The following is a 16,655-nucleotide window of genomic DNA, read 5'->3' on the forward strand; positions in this document are numbered from 1 at the left end:
GAGAGCAGTCAGCGACGGTCTCGGATCGGGACGCCCTCAATCAATGGCCAGTGCCCACGTGTCGATGTCCAGATAGCGTCGCGGACCTGGGTGGCCACTTGTCGTGCTGCCGACCAGATGGAGGCGTTCCGTTTGCCAAGGGCGTCCGGTGAAGCCGTCGAGGCAGGCGGCCGCCGCCGACACGGACGCGTTGTCGTAGCGGCGAGCGCGGGCCAACGTGAGGTGGGGACGCAGCGGCCGTTCGGCGAAGGCGATGTCGCAGTCCCTGACCCGCGCCCGTACTGCTTCGGCCAGTTCGTGCAGCCCGTCGAGATCGCCCTCGATGCCGCTCCACAGCACTCGCTCGTCGAAGTGTCCGCCTCCGCGCAGTGCCAGTTCGAGGGAGGGGCGGGCAGCCGCCAGGTCTGCGAGGGGTGAACGAAGCCGCTGGACGGCCCGCACCGGCAGCTCGCCCAGGAAGGCCAGGGTGATGTGCCAGTCCTCGATGCGGTTCCAGCGCAGGTCGGGACAGGCGGCGTAGGCCGGGCTCAGGGCGTGCGCCAGCTCGTCCTTCGCATCGTCAGGCGGCGCGAGGGCGATGAACGCGTGCTGGGTAGCGGTCCGGGGCGGTTCGGTCACGGATGTCTTCCTACCTCATGCGTTCGCGGGGCCGAAGCCCAACTGTGGCCAACACGTGGCCACGCGCCCACGGCGTGATACTCGGATGAAAGAGCCGCTCGGCAGCTGGGCGGGCCGCCCGGCCTGCCGTGAGGCCGGGCCGCCTTGGCCGGCCTCAGTCGAACAGCGGTGCCAGTGCGGTTTCGCCCGCGACGATCCGCCAGGCGGGCACGCGTACCGTTCGGCTCACGGGGCAGGATTTGGCTCCGCGGCCCCCGGAGGGCAGTTGGGTGAGCAGGTCGCCTCGTGCGTGGGTCAGGCGAAGGTGTCGCGCGGGGTCCGCATCGGGGCTCGGGCCGACGTCGATCAGCACCGCTGTGTTCTCGCCGGCGTCGGTGAACAGGAGGTCCACCGGGTGGCCGCCCACCAGAACGGCCCGTTCCAGATCGGTGACGCCCCGTTCGGCCAAGTACTGCTGCAGGCGATCGGCGAGGTCATGGCGGGCCTCGGTCCCCGGCTCGGGCGTGCCGGTCCTGGCCGTCGTTCGGTCGTCGCCCGTTCCCAGGGGTGCCGAACGCGCGGCGAGGAGGGCGGGCAGACCGCTCCGGTCCTGCCAGAAGGCGTGACCTCCCACCGTGATCAGCTGTGACTTGGCCCGGGTGATCGCCACGTTCCACAGGTTGACCTGGCTTGCGACCCAGTGCGTGGTCCGGGGCGGTGTGTTGTGCGCCGCCACCGGGCTGAGCACCATCACGTCACGCTGTCCGCCCTGGAAGGTGTGGACGGTGCCGACCCGGACCCGGTCGTCGTCCCGCCACATCTGTGCCAGTGTCTCCTTCTGCGCCCGGAACGGTGTGACCACTCCCACCGTCGCCGTCGGCGGGAGTGCCGCCAGCAGTTCGTCGACCACGAGCCGGACGGCCTTCGCCTCCTCCGCGTTGCGCCAGGACTGGCCGTCGCCGCCGCGCGCAGATTCCCCCGACGGTACGTCGACCCAGCCGAGCACCGGAGCCGGGTCGGCCGTTCCCACCGGGTCGTGCGCCGGCACCTGCCGCCGCACGTCGGTCAGCACCCGCAACCGGCCGCCGTAGCAGTGGCCGTTGACGACGTCCGCGATCCGCGGGTGGCAGCGGTAGTGCTCGTCGAGGAGCAGCGCGCTGTCGCCGTGCTGCTCGGCCGCGTGGTACGAGGAATGCAGGTGGTAGGTGAGGCGACGGTGCTCCAACTGTGCGGCGCTCAGCCCGGCCCGTACCCGTGCTTGACGCTCTTGCTGTGGTGACACGCCGGGGATGTGGCCGAGCTGCATCGGGTCACCGATGATCAGGGCCCGGCGGGCCCGGAACAGCAGCGGCAGTACCGACGGGACGGAACACTGGCTGGCCTCGTCGATGACCACGAGATCGAACAGCTTCGGGGCGAGCTCCAGTTGTCGCACCGAGTGGGTGCTGACGGCCCATCCCTTGATGTGTGTCATCAGGTTCCTCTGGCTGCGCTGGTAGCCGGAGCGGCGGCGGAGCGCCTGGAGCCGTTGGTTCATGAGCCCGGTGGCTCGGTTCAGCGCTTCGGACGACAGCGCACGCGACAGTTCCGCCGACAGCCCGGACAGCGTTTCCGCCGTCGCGAGCCGGGATCGCCTGAGCCTGTCTTCGTCCCATTCCCCATGCCGGTGGACGAGTTCCCGTATCTCCCGCTCCACAGACACGATTCCGGCCAGCAGTTCAAGGAGTTCAGGCGACACGGGGCGTGCCGTCGCCCACTGCGGCCATGCCGGTCCGGCACCGTCCGTACGCTCCGTCCCCGCCGTGACCAGAGCGGTGAGCGCCCGCCCGCGCCGCCATGCCGCCAGCTGCCACCAGCGGGCTCCGGCTGTCCTTCGCGCCCGCTCCGCCCACCGGCCCAGCGCTGCCACGCCGTCCGTGTCCGCCTCCCAAGCCTCTTCGAGCAGAGACAGAGGCAGCTCCAGAACCGTGGCCCGCTCCTCCCGGTCGCGGAGCAGTTCCAGCAACTGTCCTTCCTCGTGGACACGCTGTGCTGCCTGTTCCCGCAGTCGGTCGGCCGATCCCCGGGTGTTGCGCATCTCGCCGCCCACGGTGGCCGATCCACGACGCGAGGCCCCGGCCGGTGCGGCGAGCAGCCGTTCCAGTTTGGCTGCCTCCCGCTCCAGCGCATCCTTGTTGCCCGTTCGCATCAGCAGCCCGGGGGCGATGTCGTCGCAGCGCTGGGCGACGACATTCACGGCCTCGTTGTTCGTGGAGGCGACCAGCACCGACTGGCCCGCGGCGACACAGGTGGTGACGACCGCCGTGACGACCTCGCTCTTCCCTGTGCCGGGCGGCCCGGTCGCCACGGTCAGCGGCTGGGTCATCGCCGAGGAGATCACCAGTTCCTGGCTCTCGTTGCACGGCCCCGGGGCGACCGGCGTCACCTGGCCCGCCGCGACGGCGGGCATCTGCGGGGCCCCGCCGTTCAGCAGCGCGTCCAGGGCGGTGCCGGCAATCTGCGCGGTACGCGTCGAGATCTGGAGCAAGTTGTCCACCAGGGCCTGGGTGGCCGTGGCCTCCGCCTCCGAAGGCACCAGCAGCACAGCCGCGTTGTGCGCGCCCGGCCGCAGCGCCTGCATCACCGTGCGATCACTCAGCGCGGACGGGTCCAGAGGTTCCAGCTCCGACAGTCCCAGCTCGTCCAGCAACTCCCGCACGGCGCGCAGCATCTGGGCGTCGTTGCCCTCCTGCCAGGCGGTTTGCCAGCGCGCGACCAGGTCGGCCGCGTCGCCGGCGTCCAGGAGTTCCGAGACGACCCCGCTGTGCAGGGACGGCACGCCGCTGGGCTGGAGCACGTCCCGGCCCTCCTCGTCCGGCGCCAGTTCCAGCTGCTGGATGAGCAACGGCGCCAGTTCCAGCGCCGCGCGCCGCCCTCGACCGCCGTCCCTCGCGGGCAGGGTGATCGCCGGATAGCCGTACCAGTACTCCTGCCGTGAACTCGCCTCGGTGTCCGAACCACCGTCCCCCTTCTGCGGCCGGGGCAGCGCTCCGGGCGCCACGATGTGCGGTCCGCGCCCCGACTGGATGGTCTCCTCGCCCTGGGCCAGCAGGAAGTACTTCTTGTTCCGGCCACTGTCCCGGTCCGGCCGCATTCCGGCCGCCGCCTGCGCTGTGAGGCAGTCGGCGTAGTACCGCAGCAGACTCCGGCGGTCGACACCGTCCTGCTCGTCCGCCTCGGCCAGCCCTCGGGCCTTCAGCATCGCGGGGGAGAGCCGGACGGCCCCGGAGGCGTCGTGGGGGAGCGCGGTGAGCCGCACCGGTCGTGCCACCGACCGGGCGAAGGGCAGGCTCCGGGTGGCCCTGATCGTGGACTTGGTGGGCCGCTGTTCCTCCGGTACGCCGTCGCGGGCCATCTGGGCGGTCAGGTACTCGAAGAGGTCGTCCGGGGTGATCCAGCCGCCCTCCTTGATCCGGCCGTTGCGCAGTCCCTCGACGATCTCGCCTGTGAACCGGGAGGTGCCGAGGTCCGACCCGGCCGGTGCCATCGCGGAGGCCGCCTGGAGGGCGTCGGAAGCGGTGATGAAGTACACGCCGGTCGGTCGCAGCAAGGTGCTCGCCGCGGGCTCGGCCGGTACGCCCGACGGGCCCTTGGCGGTCCAGCCCTGGACGACGGACCCGCTGGAACAGCAGTCGAGCAGGACCAGCTTGGAGGCGGCCCGGCAGGACTGCAGCATCCGCTCCAGAAAGTCCGCGGGGACTGCCGTGCCCGGCAGGTCGGCGGGGTCGGTGTCCCGGGTCAGGAAGTACAACTGACCGTCCTGCTCGCAGTATTCGCCATGCCCGCTGAAGTAGAGCAGCGCAGTCTCACTGGGCTGCCGTGCTTCGAGGAACGTCTCCACGGCGTGCAGCATCTCCGCCCGCGTCGGCTCGGCGGCCACCGCGCACTCGTTGTACATGCCGATCTCGGTGTTCTCCAGCACAGCCCGCATGTAGTGCAGGTCGGCGCGTACGGCCGGGAGTTCGGCGTACGTCTCGCTGTCGTACGTGGAGACGCCGACGAGCAGAGCGTGCCGGTCGTTGTCGGTCATCGATGCTCAGCCCGCCGTCGTGCCGTCGTCGCCGTCGTCCGTGAGGAACTGCTCGACCAGGGTGTCGTCCTCGCGGGCCTCCTTGCCGGTGATGCGCAGGGTCGCCCCGTCGGGCCGCTTGACCACGATGGTGCGCTGCGGGACCCGCGCCAGCCATGTCTGCAACAGCGCGACGACGAACGAGCCGGCGCTCAGCAGCAGCCCGATGGTCTCGGCGGACGGCCCACCTTTGTCACCGACCCCCATCGCACTCCCGGGCGCGGGAAGATCGAGCCTGGCCCCGGGGTCCACCTCGCTGAACGCGGCGAGCAGTTCGCGCGCGTCCTTACGGGCGCGCAGCGGATCGTCGTCGACTACTGCGATCAGATATCCGGTGTGGTTTTCGGGCATGGCGGTCTCGTGCTCCCCCTGGATTCACCGGCTGCCTGCCGGGCGAACGAGACTAATGCCCGGCACTCACGTGGCACGCCCACGAGGGTTTGCTGTCCGGCTCGTTGGCGTGAAACCGGTCGACGATGGCCGGAGCGTGCGTGTCTCGGGCCATGCGCAGTTCCGCTGATACGGATTCCCCCAGCGTTCACCGTGCTGGCGACCGCCCTGCGGCTCGCCACCTCGGCGACGATTCAGGGGCTCCGGGCGGACTCTCCCCTGCCCTGCCACTTCCGGTCGAGGAAGAGGGGCACGCGTCCGGTCCACGCGTCGGCGAGCTCAACTGAGGCCGTACGTGAACTCATCCGCTGGTATCTGCGTCGTCCGGGCTCGCGAGCCCGGAACGCCCCAACCGCGGAGACCGGATCGGAGTTTGCGAGGTCGGCGTGGCAGTGAGCTCATCCTCACCGGCAAGGGGGGAAGACGCTGTCGTGACAGACCGCTGCCGTCTCTCACTCACTTCTCACGGACTGTAGGAGAGGCAGCAGCCGAGAAGCATCTGACCTGGTCTTTCCGTGCGCCCAGTGGAACTGATGGACTCCACGGACGCCCCGTAAGCTAGAGGGCATGGCCTACGAGATTCCGGTGACGCAAGCCAGGGCTGAGCTCGCCGACCTGATCAACCGCGTGGTGTACGGCGCCGAGCGCGTCGTGGTGACGCGGCACGGAAAGCCCCTCGTCGCCCTGGTGTCCGCCGCTGACCTGGAGCGACTGGAGAAACTCGACGCGGTGGGGGACGAGCAGGTGATCAGCTCGGTCTCCGGGGTCCGCGAGGTCGCGTCCGCTCCTCGCGAACGGCAGCGGTTCGGGATCGCGGCCGAGCACCGGGGGCCAGGGATTTCTTAGCCTCGCGCCCTTCGCAGCGGCCCGCACGGCCTCACATCCGGCACGAGAACGGTCCGCCGACTCCGGGTCGGCGGACCGTCATGAGGCTTCGGGGCAGCCCTTGGGGGCTTGGCGAGACTTACGAGCCGGAGCCGGTCACCGCGGGGTAGTCCGTGTATCCCGCCACGTCACCCGCGAAGTACGTGTCGCGGTCGCCGACGGCGAGAGGGTGGCCGTGGGCGAACCGCTCGACGAGGTCGGGGTTGGCGATGAAGGGGGCGCCGAAGGAAACCGCGTCGGCCAGCTGCCGTTCGAGCAGTTCGTTGCCGCTCGCCTGGGTGAAGCCGAGGTTGGCGACGACGGCCCCGCGGTAGTGCGCGCGGTAGCGGGTGAACGCGGTGAGGGTGTCGTCGGTGCCCGTGCCGGGATCGCCGTTCGTGGTGGGATCCGGGCCGAGGAGGTGGAGGTAGGCCAGGTCGCTGTCGCTGAGGCGCTTGAGGAGCTGGTCGTAGTCGGCGAGCAGCTCGGCGTCCGCGGTGAAGGCGGGCCCGTTCCAGTAGGGGGACAGTTTGATGCCGACGCGGTCGCTGCCCCACACGCCGCTGACGGCGTCCACGATGTCGAGGAGGAACTGGGCCCGCTTCTCACCGCTGCCGCCGTAGGCGTCGGTGCGCCGGTTGAGGCGGGGGTTGAGGAACTGGGCCACGAGATGGGACACCTGCGCGTGGATCTCCAGGCCGTCGAATCCGGCGCGCAGGGCGTTGCCGGCCGCCTGCCGGTAGGCGCTGATCGTGGCGGCGATCTCCGCGGCGCTCAGGGCGCGTGGCGTGAGGGAGTCCTTCGGTCCGCCGGGGGTGAAGGTCATCTCCTGGGGATTGACCGCCGAAGGGCCGGCGGGGAGCCTGCCGCCGTGGTGATCCGGATGGGAGGCGGCGCCCGCGTGGCCGAGTTGCGAGACGATCCTCCCGCCCGCGGAGTGCACGGCTTCGGTGACCTGGGCCCAGCCGGCGGTCTGGGCGTCCGTGTAGATGCCGGGGACGTTGATGAAGCCGATCGCGTCCGTGCTGACCCAGGTCCCCTCGCTGATGATCAGACCGGCGCCGGCGCGCTGCGCGTAGTAGGTGGCGTGCAGGGCGGTGGGGGTCAGTTCCTCGTTGGCGGCCCGGGAGCGCGTCATGGGGGCCATGACGACGCGGTTCGGCAGTTCGAGCGCGCCCAGTCGGACGGGCCGCAGGAGGGGCTGGGTGCCGGGTGCCGATGTCTGGTCGGACATGAAGATCTCTTTCGTGGTGGAGGACGCTCCTCGACATGGGGAGCGCGGGCAGGCCGGTGGGATCAGTCCTGCTTGAGGGCGTGGAGGGCGGACAGGGGCCCGCCGAGCTGCATGAGGCGTCCTCCGTCGCGCAGCGTCCCGAGGTCGACGGGGGCGAAGCCGAACTCGGAGGTCAGGTCCTGCACGGTGTGCTTGGCGTCGGCGTCGTCGCCGGCGAGGAACAGCACCTGCCGCCCCGCCTCGTGGCGGGGATCGGGTGCGATGAACTGTGCGAAGAGGGTGTTGAACGCCTTGACCACGCGCGCGCCGGGAAGCAGGGAGGCCACGTATTCGCTTCCGGTGAGGTCGCCCAGGTCGGCGATCCTCGGATTCGGGGGAGGGGAGGCGAACTGGTTGGTGGCGTCGATGACGACGGTCCCGTCCAGGCGGGGGAGCCCGGCGACGGCGTCCGGGATCTGCGGCCAGCGGACCGCGAGCACGACGAGGTCCGCGGCGGCGGCCTCCGCGGGGGTCGCGGCTGTCGCGAGCGTGCCGAGGTCCTCGACCAGCGGGGCCAGGGAGGCGGGCCCTCGGCTGTTGCTGAGCACGACCTCGTGGCCGTGCCGGATCGCGTGCCGGGCGACGGCTTGGGCGATCGTTCCGGCTCCGAGCGTTCCGATCCTCATCGGGCGGCCCCGTGTCCCGAGCCGGCCGCACGCGGTGTGGTGAGCAGGACGGTTCCGCTCTTGGCCGGTCGGCGGGCGTGCTCGACGGCCGCCCCGAAGTCGGCGAGGTCGTAGCCGGCCGCGACTTCGAGCAGGTCCGGTGTGTTCCGCGCCAGGTCCTGGGCGAAGGCGACGTCGTCGGCCCGCTCCTCGGGGGTGCGGCTCAGCCAGCGCAGTACCGACACACCCCGCACCGTCAGCGCCCGCGCGATGAGGGGCAGCGCCTCCAGCGGTGTGGTGCCGGAACCCAGCCGGCCGTAGGAGATCAGGGTGCCGCCGTCGGCGAGCAGTTCGGCGAGGTCCTGGGTCATGGCACCGCCGACGCTGTCGAGGACCACCTGAACGCCCCGCTCGCCGGCATGCCGCCGGACCTGCTCCCGCCAGTCGTCGTCGCAGGTCGCGACCACGGGCTGGGAGGGGTACAGCGTCCGTGTCCTCTCGGCGCCGGAGGCGCTGCGCACGAGGTTGATCAGTTCCAGGCCGTGCCGGACCGCGGCCGCGCCGACCAGCCTGCCGACGGAGGAGCCGGCGGCGGTCTGCAGGACGGGCCCCGGCTGCCCGCGCAGGGCGTCGTCCACCGCGCCGTACAGCATGCGCAGCGTCAGCGGGTTGACCAGCATCAGGGCCGCGGTCTCGTCGCTGACCCCGTCCGGTACCGGTATCGCCAGCTCGGCCGGGACCACGACGAAGTCGCGCCACGTTCCCGGCACCGGGAAGACCGCCACCCGCTGCCCCGGACGCGGTGCGTGGACGTCCGCTCCGACGCTCTCGACGACGCCCATCCCCTCCACCCCGGGCGTCCGGGCCTCCGACAGGTGTTCCGGCCGCCCCGGCAGACCCTCCACACCGGCCAGGTCCCCCGGATGAACGGGCCGGACCAGCATGCGGACCAGAACCTCTCCGGTGCCGGGAGTCGGCCGGCGGGACTCCTCCTTCAGTGTCAGTACCTGTGCGGCCACCCCTTGCCGGGTGTACTCCACCGTGCGCATGGGCGCCTCCCCTCACTCTTTGATGATGGTCGTCATTAAAAAGAATGATGAGCGGTAACATTGAAAACGTCAAACACTGCCGACGCGGGAGGGCGGCCATGCCGCGGATCACCAAGGAAGACAAAGCCAGGAACCGGCAGAACATCGTCGAGGCGGCAGGACGCATGTTCCGCTCGCAGGGCGTCGATGCCGTGGGCATCGCCGAACTGATGAAGGAGGCGGGCCTGACCCACGGCGGTTTCTACAACCACTTCGCGTCCAAGGGCGATCTGGCCACCGAGGCGTGCGGCGCCTCGTTCGCAGCCTCTTTGGGCGCCTTGGACCAGGCCGTCGAGCAGGGCACCGATCCCACCGGCACACCGCTGAAGCGCGTGGTGGACGACTACCTTTCGGTCGCCCACCGTGACGCCTCGGACGGCGGTTGCCCGTCCGCCTCCCTGGTCATCGACGCGGGACGGCACGGCGACACGGTCCAGAGCGCCTACGCGACCGGTGTGGAGGGGTACCTCACGGGCTTCGCCGAGGAGTTCGCCCGTGAGCACGAAGGGGAGATCGCCTCACAGGAGGCACGGGACCGTGCGGTGCTGCTGCTGAGCCGGCTCGTGGGGGCGATGGCCCTCGCCCGCGCCGTGAGCGAGGTCCAGCCCGAACTGTCCGACGAGATTCTGCGGACCTGCCGCGCCCACGCTCTCGACTGAGCACTGAGCACTGAGCACTGAGCACTGAGCACTGAGCACTGAGCACTGAGCACTGAGCGCTGACTGCCGACCGCGGACCTCGGGCTCGGCGTGTCGGCGTGTCGGGGTGTGTGTTGGAGTGTGAAAGACCGTGCACCCCCGTCCGCTACTGCGGGGGTGCACGGTCGGTTCCGGGCGGCCTCCTGGTGGTCAATTCGTGGGTGCCGGCTCTCGGGCGGGCCGAGCGGGCGCGGTCGCCGGCTTGCGGCGCTTGAGCGCGCTGCCCAGCAGGACCGCTCCCAAGCCCAGGACGGACCACCAGGCCAGCGTCATCGCCGGGCCGGTCGCGGCAGCCCCGTCGAAGAAGGACACCGACCGCAGGAGTGAGGCGCCGGCTCCCGGCGGCAGCCACTGCCCGATGGCGCCGACCGGCGCGGGCAGCATCTCGGGGGCGGAGCTCGCGCCGGAGAACGGGTTGCCGAGCATCATCATCATGAACGCGCCGAGTCCGACCCCCGGTGTGCCGATCAGCGCCGCGAGGCCCGCGACCGCGGCGCCCACGGCCAGGGTCGCGAGGGTCAGCGCGGCCGCCTCGGACCACCAGTTCCCGGTGAAGGCGCCCAGCCAGCTGTCCGAGACCAGGGCGGCCACCGTACCGACCACCACCGCCGCGCCGGTCAGCGCGGCGATCGCGCGCCGGCCGCGCAGCCCCAGCAGGGTCACCGCGGCTCCCGCGGCGATACCGGCCAGCGTCATCGGCAGCACGCTCGACGTCAGCACCGAGCCGCGCGGGTCGTCCGCCGAGGCGGGCACCACGTCGACGGTCCTCACCCGGTCCGCGCCGGACTGCTGGGCCACGGCCTGCTGGAGCGACTGCGCCACGACCGGGCTCGCGGCCGAAGCGGTGAGCAGTGTGGGTCCCCGTCCGGTGACGACGACCGCTCCGTATACGGTCCGGTCCTCGATGGCGTCCCGGGCGGCGGCCTCGTCCGCGTAGCGGTGGATCTCGAAGGCTCCCTCGTGGGCTTCGAGCTGCTTCTGGACCTGCGCCGTCGCGGCCGCCGGACCCGCCACACCGAGCGGCAGGTCATGAGGGGCGGTACGGGCCGCCGGCCAGGCGAAGGCCCACAGAGCGAGGGCCGCGAGGACCGGGACCAGCAGGACGACGGCGGCGATGCGGAGGCGGTGCGACGGCGCGGACGGCTGCGGCGACGGCTGGGGCGGCGACTGATCCGAGGGCGGTGGCGTGGGTGTGGGCGCGGGCGCGGGTGTTGGCGTCGGTGTAGCGGAGGCGGCGGACATGCTTCTTCCCTCGATTCGGCGGCGGCGGCGGTGGCGGCGGCGGGGGTGTTTTTCTAAAAGAAGGATCGTTCGTTTTAGGCGTGGCCCCACTGTCTCGCCGGGGTTCGGGCTTGTCAAGAAGGAATGTTCGTTTTAGCGTTCTGCGCATGGCCCGCGTATCGCAGGAACACCTGGACGCCCGTCGCCGGCAGATCCTCGACGGTGCGGCCCGCTGCTTCACCCGCAACGGGTTCCACGCCACGTCGATGCAGGACGTGCTGAAGGAGGTGAACCTCTCCGCGGGCGCCGTCTACCGCTACTTCAGCGGCAAGGACGAGCTGATCGCCGCCATCGTCACCGAGGTCCTCGGGGACATCCGCGAGGCCTTCGAGGAGGCCGCCCGGCACACCCCGCCACCGCCGCCCGACGTGCTCGTGGGCCGGGTCGTGACCCAGGTGCTGGGCATGGGGGGCGCGGGCAGGCACGGCCTGACCTGGGACGGGGAGAACTCCTTCGCCCGGCTGATGGTGCAGGTCTGGACGGAGACCCTGCGCGACAGCGAGCTGTCGGCGCTGCTGCGCGAGGGCTTCGGTTCGGTACGGGACGCCTGGGTGAAGATCGTCGAGGGTTACCAGGAGGCCGGGCTGATGCGGGCGGACGTCCCCGCCGAGCATGTCGCCAGGACCCTGATCGCCGTGGCTCAGGGGTTCGGCGCCCAGCAGGCGCTCTTCGGCACCACGAGCGTGGAAGTGCTGCAGGACGGTCTGCGGGCCCTGATGAGTATGGAGACTCCGCGTGGCGGTTAACGTCCCTGAAATCCCGCGCAACTAGCCTGCACCACCACGTCACCAGGGGTTTTCGGGGCTCGGTCGCGCGCGCTCGCGCGGTCCGGCCGCGTACCGCAGTCGCGTTCGCGTGCTGCGCAGGGATCCGTCGTGGTGGCTGCGGCAACCGGACCCCGCACGGTCCGGAGCGAGGACTGTGAGGTGGACGCCGTGCAACTGACGCCGCACGAGCAGGAGAGGCTGCTCATCCATGTGGCCGCCGATGTGGCGGAGAAGCGCCGGGCCCGGGGACTGAAGCTCAATCATCCCGAGTCCGTCGCCCTGATCACCTCCCACATCCTCGAAGGAGCCAGGGACGGCCGCACGGTGGCCGAACTCATGGCCTCCGGACGCAAGATCCTCACCCGTGAGGACGTCATGGAGGGCATCCCCGAGATGATCCACGACGTACAGGTCGAGGCCACCTTCCCCGACGGCACCAAGCTCGTCACCGTCCACGACCCGATCGTCTGACGGGGGAGCGGCAGTCATGATTCCCGGAGAGTTCCTGTTCGCCGAGGGGCCCGTCGCCTTCAACGAAGGCCTCGCCGTCACCCGGCTCACCGTCCTCAACGCGGCCGACCGGCCCGTCCAGGTCGGCTCCCACTACCACTTCGCCGAGGCCAACCCCGGTCTCGACTTCGACCGCGCCGCCGCGCACGGCAAGCGGCTCAACGTCGCCGCGGGCACCGCCGTGCGCTTCGAGCCCGGGATCCCCGTCGACGTCGAACTCGTCCCGATCGCCGGTGCCCGTCTCGTGCCCGGTCTGCGCGGCGAGACCGGAGGTTCTCTCGATGCCTGAGATCTCACGCGGTGCGTACGCCGACCTGTTCGGCCCCACCACCGGCGACCGGATCCGGCTCGCCGACACCGACCTGCTGGTCGAGATCGAGGAGGACCGTTCCGGCGGCCCCGGACGCGCCGGGGACGAGGCCGTGTTCGGCGGCGGCAAGGTCATCCGCGAGTCCATGGGCCAGTCCCGCGCCACGCGCGCCGAGGGCACCCCGGACACGGTCGTCACGGGCGCGGTGATCATCGACCACTGGGGGATCGTCAAGGCCGACGTCGGTATCCGCGACGGCCGGATCACCGGCATCGGCAAGGCCGGCAACCCCGACACCATGGACGGGGTGCACCCGGACCTGGTGATCGGCCCGGAGACCGAGATCATCGCGGGCAACGGACGCATCCTCACGGCCGGGGCCATCGACGCCCATGTGCATCTGATCTGCCCGCAGATCGCGGACGAGGCGCTCGCCTCGGGCATCACGACCCTCGTGGGCGGCGGCACCGGCCCCGCCGAGGGGTCCAAGGCCACCACCGTCACCCCCGGGCCCTGGCACCTGGCCCGGATGCTGGAGGCGATGGAGGGGTACCCGGTCAACTTCGGGCTGCTCGGCAAGGGCAACACCGTCTCCCAGGAGGCGATGCTGTCCCAGCTGCGCGGCGGCGCGCTCGGCCTCAAGCTCCACGAGGACTGGGGCTCCACGCCCGCCGTCATCGACGCCGCGCTCACCGTCGCGGACCGGACCGGCGCCCAGATCGCCATCCACACGGACACGCTCAACGAGGCCGGGTTCGTGGCCGACACGCTCGCCGCCATCGCGGGGCGCACCATCCACGCGTACCACACGGAGGGCGCCGGAGGCGGGCACGCGCCGGACATCATGACCGTGGTCTCCGAGCCGCACGTGCTGCCCAGTTCGACCAACCCGACCCGCCCCTACACCGTCAACACGGCCGAGGAACACCTCGACATGCTGATGGTCTGCCACCACCTGAACGCCGCCGTGCCCGAGGACCTCGCCTTCGCGGAGTCCCGGATCCGGCCCAGCACCATCGGCGCCGAGGACATCCTGCACGACCTCGGCGCGATCTCGATCATCTCCTCCGACGCACAGGCGATGGGACGCGTCGGCGAGGTCATCATGCGTACGTGGCAGACCGCGCACGTCATGAAACGGCGTCGGGGCGCCCTGCCGGGGGACGGCCGGGCGGACAACCGCCGAGTTCGTCGCTATGTCGCCAAATACACGATCAACCCCGCCGTCGCCCAGGGCCTCGCCCGCGAGATCGGCTCCGTCGAGACGGGCAAGCTCGCCGACCTCGTGCTGTGGGAACCCGCGTTCTTCGGGGTCAAGCCGCATCTCGTCGTCAAGGGCGGCCAGATCGCGTACGCGCAGATGGGCGACGCCAACGCCTCCATCCCCACGCCGCAGCCGATCCTGCCGCGGCCGATGTTCGGGGCGATCGGGCGGGCTCCCGCGTCCAACTCCTTCAACTTCGTGGCGCCGATCGCGATCGAGGACGGGCTGCCGGAGCGGCTCGCGCTCGGGAAGCGGTTCGTCCCGATCGAGTCGACGCGCGGGGTGACCAAGGCGGACATGCGGGAGAACGACGCGCGGCCGCGGGTGCAGGTCGATCCCGACAGCTTCGCCGTCACGATCGACGGGGAGCTGGTGGAGGCCACACCTGCCGCCGAACTGCCCATGGCCCAGCGGTACTTCCTGTTCTGACGGCCGAGTTCCGGTTGCCCTCGCCCGTCGTCGGCAGTCGGCAATCGGCAACCGGAACTCGGCCCTGGCTTCGATCTCTGACTCTGTGTTCGGGGGCTCGTCATGTCGCGTGCTGCGTTGCTTGTGCTGGCCGACGGCCGGTTCCCCGCCGGAGGGCATGCCCACTCCGGCGGGGCCGAGGCCGCGGTCAAGGCCGGCCGGATCACCGGGGCGGCGGACCTGGCGGAGTTCTGCCGGGGGCGGCTGCACACCACCGGACTGGTGTCGGCCTCGCTCGCCGCCGCGGCCGCACTCGGAGTCGACCCGGTGGAACTGGACCGTGCCGCGGACGCCCGTACGCCGTCGCCAGCGCTGCGGGTCGCCGCACGCAAGCTCGGACGGCAGCTGATGCGGGCCGCTCGTGCGACCTGGCCCTCGCCGGAACTCGACGCGCTGGCCCGGGAGTTCCCCAAGGGGGCCCACCAGCCGGTCGTCCTCGGGCTGACGGCTCGGGTCGCCGGGCTCGGCGCGGAGGACGCCGCGTACTGCGCCGTGTACGAGAGTGTGAGCGGGCCGGCGAGTGCGACGGTGCGGCTGCTGAGTCTTGATCCGTTCGACGCGACCGGGGTGTTGGCGCGGCTGGCTCCCGAACTCGACCTGGTCGCGGCGCGGGCGGTCGAGGCCGCGCGGGGTGCGGTGGGGAACGGTGTGGGTGGTGTGAGCGGTGGGGGATGGGTCGGTGTGCTGCCTGCGGCTTCGGCTCCGCTGCTGGAGGTCGGGGCGGAGGCGCACGCCGCTTGGGCTGTGCGGTTGTTCGCCTCGTAGGGTTTCTCGCCCCCCACCGCCCCTACCCTTCCCGTCCCTTCTGGGGGCTGTCGCCCCCAGGCCCCCCGCGTCGCGCTGGACGCGCTCGTCCTCAAGCGCCGGACGGGCCGACGGGCGCTGACCAAGTCGGTAAGTCCGATCTGTAGACAAAAGGAGTCGTTTCCTGTGCATCTTGACCACAACCACTCTCACAGCGGGGCCTCGGCCGTCAGTGCCGATGCTCGTCGGCCCGACGGGCGGCGGCGGGCTCTGCGGGTCGGGCTCGGTGGGCCCGTCGGATCCGGGAAGACCGCCACGGTGGCCGCGCTGTGCCGGGCGCTGCGCGACGAGTTGTCGCTGGCGGTCGTCACCAATGACATCTACACGCGCGAGGACGCCGAGTTCCTGTTGCGTGAGGCCGTGCTGCCGCCCGAGCGGATCACCGCCGTCGAGACCGGGGCGTGCCCGCACACGGCGATCCGTGACGACATCTCCGCGAACCTCGAAGCGGTCGAGGACCTGGAGGACGAGGTCGGGCCGCTGGAGCTGATCCTGGTCGAGTCCGGGGGCGACAACCTGACCGCGACCTTCTCGAAGGGGCTCGTCGACGCGCAGATCTTCGTGATCGACGTGGCGGGCGGGGACGACATCCCGCGCAAGGGCGGCCCCGGAGTCACCACCGCCGACCTGCTCGTGGTCAACAAGACGGACCTGGCCCCGTATGTCGGCTCGGACCTCGGGCGGATGGCCGCCGACGCGAAGGCGCAGCGGGGCGAACTGCCGGTGGTGTTCCAGTCGTTGCGCACCGATGACGGGGTCAAGGACGTGGTCGCCTGGGTGCGGGAGCAGCTCGCCGCGTGGGCGGCATGACAGCCGAAGCGGTCGGAGTGGCCGGAGTGGCCGGAGTGCGGGCCACCGCGCGGATCGGGGCCCGGCCGGACGGGCGGGGCGGCACCGCGCTCCCCACCCTGGAAGGGGACGGCCCGCTCGCCCTGCGGCGGACCCGGGCCGGCGGCTCCGAGGCCAGGGTCATGCTGGTCGGCGCGATGAGCGGGCCGTTGGGCGGAGACCACTTCACGGTGACGGCCGACGTGGCCGAGGGCGCGCACCTGCACGTCGGATCGGCCGCGGCCACCATCGCGCTGCCGGGGCAGGCGAAGGGGGAGGCGCGCTACGACGTACGCCTCACGGTCGCTGAGGGCGGTGAACTGCGGTGGCTTCCCGAGCAGTTGATCTCCGCGAACGGCAGCGAGCTGCACCTGACGACACGCGTCCACCTCGCCGCGGGCGCCCGGCTGACACTGCGCGAGGAACAGGTCCTCGGGCGGACCGGCGAGGAGCCCGGGAGGCTCACCAGCCGGCTCACCGTCCTGCTCGGCGGACGCCCCCTGCTCGACCAGGAGCTCTCCAGCGGTCCGGGCGCGCCGGGCGGGTGGGACGGCCCCGCCGTACTCGGCGGGCACCGCGCACTCGGGCAACTCCTCGTCGTACGGCCGGAGTTCGCGCGGCAGCCCCTCGCACCGCGGCTGCTGGGGGAGCGCGCCGTGCTCACCCCGCTCGCCGGGCCCGGGGTCCTGGTGACCGCCCTCGCCCCCGACGCCCGGCACCTGCGCCGCACCCTCGACGAGGCCCTTGAGGCGCTGTGCCCACTCGGCTGACGTGGAGACGTGGTGTGGAGACGTGGTGTG

Annotated in this window: 16 protein-coding genes; 9 read left to right on the forward strand and 7 right to left on the reverse strand. The window is 71.5% G+C overall.

The annotated features are described in order from the left end of the window. Positions 1 to 36 precede the first annotated feature (36 nt). The 3 genes from thpR to ACLVWQ_RS15655 all read right to left on the reverse strand — a co-directional run bounded on the left by thpR (position 37) and on the right by ACLVWQ_RS15655 (position 5,056). Entirely contained in the window at positions 37 to 618 is a 582-nt protein-coding gene (thpR, locus tag ACLVWQ_RS15645) for an RNA 2',3'-cyclic phosphodiesterase (RefSeq protein ID WP_414109277.1), read from the reverse strand. A gap of 154 nt (positions 619 to 772) precedes the next feature. Further along, the gene (locus ACLVWQ_RS15650; protein ID WP_414109278.1) at positions 773 to 4,666 is read right to left on the reverse strand and encodes a caspase, EACC1-associated type; all 3,894 of its coding nucleotides are present in this window, start codon (positions 4,664 to 4,666) and stop codon (positions 773 to 775) included. A 6-nt stretch (positions 4,667 to 4,672) separates the two neighbouring features. After that, complete coding sequence (locus ACLVWQ_RS15655) at positions 4,673 to 5,056, reverse strand: effector-associated constant component EACC1 (protein WP_414109279.1); 384 nt, start codon at positions 5,054 to 5,056, stop codon at positions 4,673 to 4,675. Positions 5,057 to 5,662: 606 nt separating this feature from the next. Between ACLVWQ_RS15655 and ACLVWQ_RS15660 the strand changes: the two genes are divergently transcribed. Next, positions 5,663 to 5,941, forward strand: a complete 279-nt coding sequence (locus ACLVWQ_RS15660) for a type II toxin-antitoxin system Phd/YefM family antitoxin (RefSeq protein WP_414109280.1) — start codon at positions 5,663 to 5,665, stop codon at positions 5,939 to 5,941. Between the two features lie 118 nt (positions 5,942 to 6,059). On the opposite strand, the gene ACLVWQ_RS15665 is transcribed toward ACLVWQ_RS15660, so the two are convergent. The 3 genes from ACLVWQ_RS15665 to ACLVWQ_RS15675 form a co-directional block, all read right to left on the reverse strand. Next, positions 6,060 to 7,193 carry an alkene reductase gene (locus tag ACLVWQ_RS15665; protein WP_414109281.1) on the reverse strand — a complete coding sequence of 378 codons (1,134 nt, stop codon included), beginning with the start codon at positions 7,191 to 7,193 and terminating at the stop codon, positions 6,060 to 6,062. A 62-nt stretch (positions 7,194 to 7,255) separates the two neighbouring features. Further along, positions 7,256 to 7,858 (reverse strand): NADPH-dependent F420 reductase, encoded by a 603-nt coding sequence (locus ACLVWQ_RS15670; RefSeq protein WP_414109282.1) that lies wholly within the window; start codon positions 7,856 to 7,858, stop codon positions 7,256 to 7,258. After that, the gene (locus tag ACLVWQ_RS15675) at positions 7,855 to 8,886 is read right to left on the reverse strand and encodes a zinc-binding dehydrogenase (RefSeq protein ID WP_414109284.1); all 1,032 of its coding nucleotides are present in this window, start codon (positions 8,884 to 8,886) and stop codon (positions 7,855 to 7,857) included. The genes ACLVWQ_RS15670 and ACLVWQ_RS15675 overlap by 4 nt, the downstream gene beginning before the upstream one ends. A gap of 98 nt (positions 8,887 to 8,984) precedes the next feature. On the opposite strand from ACLVWQ_RS15675, the gene ACLVWQ_RS15680 reads away from it, so the two are divergent. Continuing rightward, positions 8,985 to 9,584, forward strand: a complete 600-nt coding sequence (locus ACLVWQ_RS15680) for a TetR/AcrR family transcriptional regulator (protein WP_414109285.1) — start codon at positions 8,985 to 8,987, stop codon at positions 9,582 to 9,584. A 189-nt stretch (positions 9,585 to 9,773) separates the two neighbouring features. Here ACLVWQ_RS15680 and ACLVWQ_RS15685 read toward each other — a convergent pair whose 3' ends face one another. After that, a complete protein-coding gene (locus ACLVWQ_RS15685; RefSeq protein ID WP_414109287.1) occupies positions 9,774 to 10,865 on the reverse strand; it encodes an ABC transporter permease in 1,092 nt (363 codons plus the stop codon). Positions 10,866 to 11,011: 146 nt separating this feature from the next. Here ACLVWQ_RS15685 and ACLVWQ_RS15690 point away from each other — a divergent pair, with 146 nt between their 5' ends. The 7 genes from ACLVWQ_RS15690 to ACLVWQ_RS15720 all read left to right on the forward strand — a co-directional run bounded on the left by ACLVWQ_RS15690 (position 11,012) and on the right by ACLVWQ_RS15720 (position 16,625). Further along, a complete protein-coding gene (locus ACLVWQ_RS15690) occupies positions 11,012 to 11,650 on the forward strand; it encodes a TetR/AcrR family transcriptional regulator (RefSeq protein ID WP_414109289.1) in 639 nt (212 codons plus the stop codon). A gap of 189 nt (positions 11,651 to 11,839) precedes the next feature. Beyond that, a complete protein-coding gene (locus ACLVWQ_RS15695; RefSeq protein WP_107018782.1) occupies positions 11,840 to 12,142 on the forward strand; it encodes an urease subunit gamma in 303 nt (100 codons plus the stop codon). Between the two features lie 16 nt (positions 12,143 to 12,158). After that, a complete protein-coding gene (locus tag ACLVWQ_RS15700; RefSeq protein WP_414109290.1) occupies positions 12,159 to 12,470 on the forward strand; it encodes an urease subunit beta in 312 nt (103 codons plus the stop codon). Continuing rightward, positions 12,463 to 14,184, forward strand: a complete 1,722-nt coding sequence (locus ACLVWQ_RS15705; RefSeq protein WP_414109291.1) for an urease subunit alpha — start codon at positions 12,463 to 12,465, stop codon at positions 14,182 to 14,184. The genes ACLVWQ_RS15700 and ACLVWQ_RS15705 overlap by 8 nt, the downstream gene beginning before the upstream one ends. Before the next feature lie 102 nt (positions 14,185 to 14,286). After that, the gene (locus ACLVWQ_RS15710) at positions 14,287 to 14,988 is read left to right on the forward strand and encodes an urease accessory protein UreF (protein ID WP_414109292.1); all 702 of its coding nucleotides are present in this window, start codon (positions 14,287 to 14,289) and stop codon (positions 14,986 to 14,988) included. 165 nt (positions 14,989 to 15,153) lie between these two features. Further along, positions 15,154 to 15,837 carry an urease accessory protein UreG gene (ureG, locus tag ACLVWQ_RS15715; RefSeq protein ID WP_414109294.1) on the forward strand — a complete coding sequence of 228 codons (684 nt, stop codon included), beginning with the start codon at positions 15,154 to 15,156 and terminating at the stop codon, positions 15,835 to 15,837. Further along, positions 15,834 to 16,625 (forward strand): urease accessory protein UreD, encoded by a 792-nt coding sequence (locus tag ACLVWQ_RS15720; RefSeq protein WP_414109295.1) that lies wholly within the window; start codon positions 15,834 to 15,836, stop codon positions 16,623 to 16,625. The genes ureG and ACLVWQ_RS15720 overlap by 4 nt, the downstream gene beginning before the upstream one ends. The last annotated feature ends 30 nt before the right edge of the window (positions 16,626 to 16,655 follow it).

Source organism: Streptomyces sp. CWNU-52B (assembly GCF_047444975.1).
In the GTDB taxonomy this organism is placed as follows: domain Bacteria; phylum Actinomycetota; class Actinomycetes; order Streptomycetales; family Streptomycetaceae; genus Streptomyces.

Bases quoted from the DNA above. Each gene is read 5' to 3' on its own strand.
- ACLVWQ_RS15690 (WP_414109289.1), top strand. From the start codon at position 11,012: ATGGCCCGCGTATCGCAGGAACACCTGGACGCCCGTCGCCGGCAGATC.
- ACLVWQ_RS15660 (WP_414109280.1), top strand. From the start codon at position 5,663: ATGGCCTACGAGATTCCGGTGACGCAAGCCAGGGCTGAGCTCGCCGAC.
- ACLVWQ_RS15710 (WP_414109292.1), top strand. From the start codon at position 14,287: ATGTCGCGTGCTGCGTTGCTTGTGCTGGCCGACGGCCGGTTCCCCGCC.
- ACLVWQ_RS15680 (WP_414109285.1), top strand. From the start codon at position 8,985: ATGCCGCGGATCACCAAGGAAGACAAAGCCAGGAACCGGCAGAACATC.
- ACLVWQ_RS15650 (WP_414109278.1), bottom strand. From the start codon at position 4,666: ATGACCGACAACGACCGGCACGCTCTGCTCGTCGGCGTCTCCACGTAC.
- ACLVWQ_RS15655 (WP_414109279.1), bottom strand. From the start codon at position 5,056: ATGCCCGAAAACCACACCGGATATCTGATCGCAGTAGTCGACGACGAT.
- ACLVWQ_RS15670 (WP_414109282.1), bottom strand. From the start codon at position 7,858: ATGAGGATCGGAACGCTCGGAGCCGGAACGATCGCCCAAGCCGTCGCC.
- ACLVWQ_RS15705 (WP_414109291.1), top strand. From the start codon at position 12,463: ATGCCTGAGATCTCACGCGGTGCGTACGCCGACCTGTTCGGCCCCACC.
- ACLVWQ_RS15720 (WP_414109295.1), top strand. From the start codon at position 15,834: ATGACAGCCGAAGCGGTCGGAGTGGCCGGAGTGGCCGGAGTGCGGGCC.
- ACLVWQ_RS15675 (WP_414109284.1), bottom strand. From the start codon at position 8,886: ATGCGCACGGTGGAGTACACCCGGCAAGGGGTGGCCGCACAGGTACTG.
- ACLVWQ_RS15685 (WP_414109287.1), bottom strand. From the start codon at position 10,865: ATGTCCGCCGCCTCCGCTACACCGACGCCAACACCCGCGCCCGCGCCC.
- ACLVWQ_RS15700 (WP_414109290.1), top strand. From the start codon at position 12,159: ATGATTCCCGGAGAGTTCCTGTTCGCCGAGGGGCCCGTCGCCTTCAAC.
- ACLVWQ_RS15665 (WP_414109281.1), bottom strand. From the start codon at position 7,193: ATGTCCGACCAGACATCGGCACCCGGCACCCAGCCCCTCCTGCGGCCC.